The 7,281-nt window shown below is 55.1% G+C and carries 6 protein-coding genes; 3 read left to right on the plus strand and 3 right to left on the minus strand.

Features of this window, described 5'->3' with window-relative positions:
* Nucleotides 1-93: 93 nt before the first annotated feature.
* The 3 genes from VM163_13780 to VM163_13790 all read right to left on the minus strand — a co-directional run bounded on the left by VM163_13780 (nucleotide 94) and on the right by VM163_13790 (nucleotide 3,524).
* On the minus strand, nucleotides 94-1,419 hold the full coding sequence (locus tag VM163_13780) for a PDDEXK nuclease domain-containing protein (protein HUT04952.1): 1,326 nt from the start codon (nucleotides 1,417-1,419) through the stop codon (nucleotides 94-96).
* A gap of 208 nt (nucleotides 1,420-1,627) precedes the next feature.
* On the minus strand, nucleotides 1,628-2,710 hold the full coding sequence (locus tag VM163_13785; GenBank protein ID HUT04953.1) for a site-specific integrase: 1,083 nt from the start codon (nucleotides 2,708-2,710) through the stop codon (nucleotides 1,628-1,630).
* Complete coding sequence (locus VM163_13790) at nucleotides 2,697-3,524, minus strand: hypothetical protein (GenBank protein ID HUT04954.1); 828 nt, start codon at nucleotides 3,522-3,524, stop codon at nucleotides 2,697-2,699. The genes VM163_13785 and VM163_13790 overlap by 14 nt, the downstream gene beginning before the upstream one ends.
* Nucleotides 3,525-3,847: 323 nt before the next feature.
* Between VM163_13790 and VM163_13795 the strand changes: the two genes are divergently transcribed.
* Genes VM163_13795 through VM163_13805 form a run of 3 tightly spaced genes read left to right on the plus strand, consistent with a single transcriptional unit; the run spans nucleotide 3,848 to nucleotide 6,782 of the window.
* The gene (locus VM163_13795; GenBank protein ID HUT04955.1) at nucleotides 3,848-4,003 is read left to right on the plus strand and encodes a hypothetical protein; all 156 of its coding nucleotides are present in this window, start codon (nucleotides 3,848-3,850) and stop codon (nucleotides 4,001-4,003) included.
* Nucleotides 4,000-4,287, plus strand: coding sequence for a hypothetical protein (locus VM163_13800; GenBank protein HUT04956.1), 288 nt, complete (start codon nucleotides 4,000-4,002; stop codon nucleotides 4,285-4,287). Before VM163_13795 ends, VM163_13800 begins: the two co-directional genes overlap by 4 nt.
* Complete coding sequence (locus VM163_13805; protein HUT04957.1) at nucleotides 4,284-6,782, plus strand: CHC2 zinc finger domain-containing protein; 2,499 nt, start codon at nucleotides 4,284-4,286, stop codon at nucleotides 6,780-6,782. Before VM163_13800 ends, VM163_13805 begins: the two co-directional genes overlap by 4 nt.
* Nucleotides 6,783-7,281 lie beyond the last annotated feature (499 nt).

Raw genomic sequence — 7,281 nt, forward strand, 5'->3', positions numbered from 1 at the left:
GCCCGTGCCGGATAGACTTCTCTCGCAGCGCGTGTCTCGACACTTCCGCAATCGGGAAATCCACCTCAGCGAGACGCTTGCATTCCTTGGGGATCACGTCTGTTCCCCCTCCTCGCAGGTTGTGCTTAGTTCCTTCTTCGCGTGCTTCTTCGATCCACCCTCTCCCACAGAAGGAAGAGCGGTGCTGTTTCGGGCATGTAGGATAGCCTGTGTGCGCTGGATCTCGGTGGCCAGTTGCTTCTCGTCTGGCAAGACCGTCCGGTACTCCGAGGCCATCACCTTGTTCGGGAGTCCCTCCAGTGCGTATCGGGCGACCGCCTCGTTCTTCTGGGCACAGAGGATCAAGCCAACAGGAGGATTCTCACCCTCGCGCACCCATTGCTCACGGGCGTAATTGAGATAGAGGTGCATCTGGCCGGCGTCGGCGTGCGTGAACTTGCCGATCTTGAGATCGATGATCACCAGACACCGCAAACGACGATGGAAGAAGACAAGATCGACGCGATACCACTCGTCGCCGATGCGCAAGCGCTTCTGCCTGCCGATGAAGCAGAAGTCGCCGCCAAGTTCGAGGAGGAAGGTCTCCAGATGCCGGATGAGGGCCTCTTCCAGATCGCTCTCGGAGTACTCATCCTTGAGCGCGAGAAACTCCAGCACATACGGATCCTTGATCTCTTCCTCAGGCCGGACCACATCTTCTGCTTGGGCCTCTTGCCCCTTGCTCAGCATGGCGGCTTTGTTTCGAGATAGAGCCGTGCGCTCATAGAACTGGGAGTTGATCTGTCGATTGAGTTGCCTCACCGACCAGCCACCACGCAGGGCTTCGGTCTCATAGAAGGGCCGCGCATTCTCGTTCTTGACTGAGAGCAGCCGGACATATGCTGACCAGGGTAACGGGAAGCACGCAGCCGCATAGTGCAGGACAACCTCGGCAGTGGATGATCGCGATTCCTCGGACAGTGTTTGAAGAATCACCTCTGATCTATGCAGCCCAGGCAAGGCCTGCGATTTTTCAGACAATGTCTGGTGATTTTGCTGATTCGATTCTATCGACAGTGTCGAGAGAATTGGGCTGCTTGATTCTATTGACACTGTCGAGAGGATGTTCTCCTGAGGATAGGCCAGGTAAAACTGGCGAAACTTATTCAGATTCGGATAGGAGAAGCCGCGCCCGAACCTCGTAGTCAGATCATCCGCTAGCCGCTCAAGCAGCTTCTCTCCATATCCAGCTCGCTTTTCTCCCGACTGCTCGAACTCCACGATGCGCCGGCCTATCAGCCAATAAGCAGCCGTCATGATGGAATTGACCGAACGGGCTGCCGATCTCCTGGCGGCATCAATTACGCTCGATATATCGCCAAGGATCGACCCATAATCAGTTTCTAAATCTCTCCCTTGCCTAATCTGCTTCTTAGTCATCCCAGTGCCTTCCTGAGCTTGTCCGAATCCAGCAAGCAATGCTCCATTCTAATGACCTCGTGCCTCGAAAGTCGAGCGCGGCTCGCTGTCGGAGGGGGTAGGATTCGAACCCACGGACCTTTCGGTCTGCGGTTTTCAAGACCAAAGACTACCGTCGAAGGAGCCGCCTATAAGCGGCAGCTAGGAACGCTGAAAACGTGCTGTGCCGCTATTGTGCCATTACTTCTGATTGGGCCGTCTCATTCTGCAAACCTTCGTCATCGGCTTTTCGACCTATGACGGGCAACTTGTCAACCGCCCTGTGCAATCGAGCTTGGGAAATGTGAACATAAGTCGCGGTCATCTTCAACGACGTATGGCCAAGAATTGAGCGTAGGGTGTGCGTATCGGCGCCTCCTTCAGCCATCAGCGAGGCCCCAAAATGGCGAAGATCGTGAAACCTGATGCCCGCCTTCTCAAGGCCTGCGCGCTTCAGTGCTGTTCTGAATTGGTTCTTGATCTCCCCGACGCCGAATACCAGCTCCCCGTTTTTGGGCAGGCTCTGCAAGGCTTCGATGACCGTTTGATTCGCGGGAACATATCGGCTTGTATTTGTCTTAGATTCCCGAATCCAAAGTACACGACGCTGAAAATCAACGTCCGCCCATTGAAGCGAAAGCAACTCAGACTTCCGGGCCGCTGTATAAATCGCGCATAGAAGAAGCGGCCTCAAATAGCCCGGGCCGTCTGAAGCGGCGTCAAGCAAGGCTTGAATCTCGTTGCGAGTCGCAATGCGAAGCCGTGACTGTTCCGGCAATGCCCCGAGGCCCGCTGCCGGGTTGTGTCGCGCCAAGCCTGATTGCAGACCATAATTGAACGCGGCCCGCAAAAATTGCACTTCGCGGTTGACACACGCGTTGCTTAGATCCCCTCCACCGATTTGCTTCGGTTGCCCCAACCTCCATTTCCGATAACCCAGGATGTCCGCTGTCTGAATGTCTGCCACTTGTCGGTTCTCGCCAAAGAACCTCACAATCGGCTTTGCACTCACTCGGTCCCGACTATTCGGCGAAGGTCTCCCGAGGTAGGACGCAACAAGCTTTTTTACAGTAACCCTGCGACGTGGCCGCTCCCCAAGGTGTTCTTGTCTCGCTAATTCACTCCGGCAGCGTTGAAGAATCATCTTGGCCGCTGTGAAGGAGCTTGTGCCCGTGCTTTGCCGCACGCGATGACCTGCAACTTGCACGTCGATCCACCACAGACCGCTTCTCAATCGCAAGCCTCGATGCTTCGGGCCTTCATTCTTCACCATTTACATCCCTCGCTTTCAAATATCGCATCGCAGCTCTTCTTAGCGCAACCATCTCCTTCCTCTGCATCCGCCAAGACAGCCCAGGTCGCCCGCCTCGCGCGTTAAAGCGGTACTTCGGGAACAGCCGATTGGCACGTTCGACGGCCAGACCTTCCTGCAAAGGCGCCTCGACCCGCTCGAGAAAACCGAGAAACCGCTTTCGCTCCGTCTCTCGATCGGGGACATCCCAGCCTTCTGCCGCCGTCCAAGCCTCGTCCACCGCCTTATCCCAAAGCTCACGATCGGTCCCCAACCTCCCCAACCGACGCCCCAAGCTCGGCACTAACGATCGCTTAATGAAACCCTCCCGCAAATGACGATCGCAATACGCTTCGTCCAGAAGCTCCACGTCAGGCTCCCGTGAGACATCCCCAGGCCCCTCCCGAGAAACCTGAAGCGCCAGCACAACATCACTCGGCTCCACCGTTTTCAAAACTATCTTACGGAAGCCCGCACCACACCGGTCCCCACCCTCAGCCAGAAGTCTCCCCCGAGGCTCCGAACCTCCCACGCATTGCAACCAGACCGTCCGAGAAAACAGCCCATCGACAAACTCACGCAGCTCCGGGTCGTCATCTCCCTCAATTGGCTGCGCGATTCGAACCCTGATAGGCACCCAGTTGCCCGGCCGACCATAGCGCTTCAGCACCCGCTCCCCCGCCCCTCGAGCTCTAGCATAAAAGTCGCCATCGCTGTGCTCATCGCAGGAGGCCAAATGCGCCGGCTCACAGCCGTAGAGCCGTTCTAAGAATGCTTTTGTGCGCTGCTGATTCATAGACCCAACTATACCAAGTAGTGTTAGGGCATGTCAAGCACGACATCGGAAATTATCAAACTTAGCTGGATGCAAAGGAGAAGAGATGTCCAGAAAATTGATCATGCAAGGCCCCGCGCGCCGTTGGTTGAACACCGCTGAGGCCGCCCTCTATTTAGGCATGTCCGCGAAAGGTCTCTACGAGCGAGTCCGCCTCCGCAGGTTGCCATTCTCACGGTTGAACGGGTCCTTGAGATTCGACATCCGTGAGCTCGATCACATTTTGGAACGAAACCGCGTCAAGCCGACTGGGCAGGCAGGCGACACACAAAGCAGGAGATAACATGCAGCGCAAGAACCGCCGCAGAAAGGCCTCGAGGCGCAAGCTTCACAAAGAGCAAAGGCTGAAACTCATGCCGCTCGTTGGCCCCGATGGGGAATCCTTGAACGCCTATCAACTGGCCACAGGGAAACGTCAGAAGGTAGGAGCCGAGGAATGACTCAGCGAAAAGTATCGGTCCGCCCTCAGACTCGCAACCTGACGACGGCCCAGTTAAACAGCACCGGCACGTTATCCCAGTGCTGTCGGCGCTGTCAAGTGCAATACCTGCTCAACCTCTGTATCAACCCTGAGTCATGCGACATCAGCACCACGTGGGTCACCGCCCTTGGCGACGGCTTGTATCTTTTTCGTCAACTCATCTGGGACACCAGCGATCAAGCTCTTCTATCAGCGCTTGTGCAGGTCTGCGGTCAGTTCATGGCCATACGGGAGGCACTATGAACCTTCTCGACATCGTAAGTGGAGACACCAAACTAAAGCGCATCTCTCACGACGAATACCACGGGCCGTGTCCATTCTGCGGAGGCAAAGACCGTTTCAGAGTTCAACTGAATCACAACGGGAAAGACTACTGGGCGTGTAGGAAGTGCGAAAAGCACGGCGACACCATCGCCTACCTCCAAGAGAAGCGAGGCCTGAGCTTCAAAGAAGCGAGGGACTACGTTGGTGACACCCCGCCGCCAACGCCCACCTCACCACATAAACTAAGCGCCAAGCAGCGCCTCGCCTGGCAGAAGGTCGCTGGTGAGCTCGTCCAAAGCTGTAAGGCTCACATCTGGAGCGACGAGGGCAAGCCTGGCCTCGACTACCTCCATGCACGCGCCTTGAAGGATAAGACAATCGAGCGGATGTGCCTCGGATACAATGACCGCCAACGCCCATTCGGGCTCGACGACGCGACAGTCATCGCAGGTGTAACCATCCCCTCATTCGTGAACGGCAAGGTCACATCTATCAACGTCAGACGCTTGAACCCGCAAGGTAAAGAGAAAAAGTATCAAGCCGTCAAGCATAGCGATCGCAGCCTCTTCTATCTGGCCGGCGACCGCCAGGTGCTTGCAATCACGGAAGGCGAATTTGACGCTATGCTGGTCTCTCAACAGGTCGGCGTGTCCGTCGCGGCGTTAGGCACGACTACGAGAATCAGCAGCGAGCTCAACGCGCTAATCAAGAAGTTCGAGCGCGTCATCCTCCTACCCGATAACGATGACGCCGGCGAGGACATGGTCAAAAAATGGCAAGGCTTGTTCTCCAACCTCCAGGTCTTTCGCCTCCCCGAGGATGTCCACGATGTAAGCGACTTCGTCTGCAAGGGCCGGGACCTAGACAAATGGTGGCGCGAGCGAGTCGCTGCAGCAGGCAAGGTCGGAAAACCTGTTGAGAACCCCCTTAAGAAGCCCGGAAAAGACCCCAAAGTTCCTGACAAGACAATCCTCTTCAAGTTGGCCCGAAAGCGATACGTCATATTTGAAGACCAGTTCGGCGAAGCATATGCTGAGTTCCCTCAAACGACCCATACTCAGATCGCCCCCGTCGCCAGTCGCGTAATCACCAGGGACCTCGGCCAATTATTCTTGCGTCACTCTCACGACAAGCCCGCTGGCAGACGAACCATCGGCGATGTTTGCCAAGCCCTCGAGACGACAATTACCGGGATGCGCATATTGCACAACCGCGTCATGACCGAACCTGACTCCCGCTGCGTCCGATACGACTTACTCAGCCACGACTGGCTCACCGTCTCTATCAGACCCTCTGGATGGCAGTTTGAAAAGATGCCGCACCCCATATTCAGACGCTATAAACACATGAAGCCTCAGTCCAAACCCGTCCCAGGCGGCGACATCAATGAACTGTGGGACTTCCTGCCCCAACTCGGAGATGACGACACAACAGAGAAACACCGGTTACTCGTCCTGACGTTTCTCGTAGGTGGCATTGTCCTAGCCCAACGGCCCGCGTTCGCCCTCATACTCAGCGGGACCGAAGGCAGCGGTAAGACAAATGCGTCATTGGTCCTGCGAGAACTCATCGACCCTAGTTCCGCCTCTATATGCAGGGATTCACATGACCTCGACAGCCTCACTCACTATTGCTGTCACAACCGGGTCGTTATACTCGACAATCTCAGCTACATCAAAATCCCCCTATCAGACTTCATTAGCTCCGCCATCACCGGCACAGCCGACACCAAACGCAAAAACTACACGGATGACGATGATGTTGTCCGAGCATTTCAGCCCGTCTTTATCTTGACCGGCATTTCCAACGTCGTGCAACAACCCGACCTCCTCGACCGATGTCTATCAATCCATCTCAAAATACTGAACAATCCTGAAGCAGAATCATCCTTCCGAAAACGCTTTCTACTCGCCAAGCCACGCATCTTCGGCGCACTGCTCGACCTGATCAGCAAGGCCATGGTGCACTACCCCAAGATCACACTCACAGAACCATGTAGAATGGCTGATGCAGCCCAATGGGGCGTCGCCCTTACCAGAGCGCTCGGACGTAAAGACGCTGAGTTCTATGAAGCCTATTCCATGAACGCACGCGAGAACCTCGCAGACATCGTAAAAACCGACATCCTCTCCACAACCATAGTTGACTATCTCTCAGTCAACGACGAGTTCCGCGGCACGCCAACAGAGCTCTTTGAGACTTTGACCACATACGCTGGATACGACCCTCAGCGTCCGCCCAAGACCTGGCCCATAGACGCCACCAGAATGTCCAGACGACTCAACATACTCCAACGACCTCTTGAACATGCCGGTATCTACTATCGAAGCACACCTGGCACACGACGAATTATCCGCCTTTGGCTCGACCAAGACTCGTCTCAACCCGACTGGGTCAACTCAGAAACCGACAACGACAACACCGTTCCAAAAGATGACGCTAATGACGCTAATGACGCTAAGGTTTTCGGTTAGCGTCATAGCTTCAGCAAAGCCACACGGCCTATGACTCAACGAAACATGACGCTAATGACGCTACTTTTACCAACACTTACCACTACACCTATTAAGTTATATGTACTCTTTCTTTTTCTCAAAAAGCAGACTCGTGAAGTACTACATAAATATAGCGTCATACACCCTAGTGGTAAGTCTTGCGCTTTTTAGCGTCAGTAGCGTCATACCATGCCGGGAACACAGCCGCACGGCTGCGAAGAAGCTATGACGCTAAGGATGACGCTAATGACGCTACACTCTCACTAACCCACACACCATGAATATCATCATCCCGCGACAATCCGAACTATTCATCCAGCGGAACGAAGTCCCAGACCCCCCTTCTGCACCACATCAGGCGCGGTGAGATTCTCGGCTCATGGTATAAGGGCTGCATCTGCGTCTTGCGAATACGCGATCTGACCAAGTATGTGCTCCAAAAACTACTAATCGAGGGCTTCTCGGTGTCGCGAGTGCC

The organism is bacterium (assembly GCA_035527515.1).
GTDB lineage: Bacteria > B130-G9 > B130-G9 > B130-G9 > B130-G9 > B130-G9.

What these genes read in the sequence shown, in the direction of transcription:
- VM163_13780 (HUT04952.1), bottom strand. Translation starts at nt 1,419, where the DNA reads ATGACTAAGAAGCAGATTAGGCAAGGGAGAGATTTAGAAACTGATTAT.
- VM163_13785 (HUT04953.1), bottom strand. Translation starts at nt 2,710, where the DNA reads ATGGTGAAGAATGAAGGCCCGAAGCATCGAGGCTTGCGATTGAGAAGC.
- VM163_13790 (HUT04954.1), bottom strand. Translation starts at nt 3,524, where the DNA reads ATGAATCAGCAGCGCACAAAAGCATTCTTAGAACGGCTCTACGGCTGT.
- VM163_13795 (HUT04955.1), top strand. Translation starts at nt 3,848, where the DNA reads ATGCAGCGCAAGAACCGCCGCAGAAAGGCCTCGAGGCGCAAGCTTCAC.
- VM163_13800 (HUT04956.1), top strand. Translation starts at nt 4,000, where the DNA reads ATGACTCAGCGAAAAGTATCGGTCCGCCCTCAGACTCGCAACCTGACG.
- VM163_13805 (HUT04957.1), top strand. Translation starts at nt 4,284, where the DNA reads ATGAACCTTCTCGACATCGTAAGTGGAGACACCAAACTAAAGCGCATC.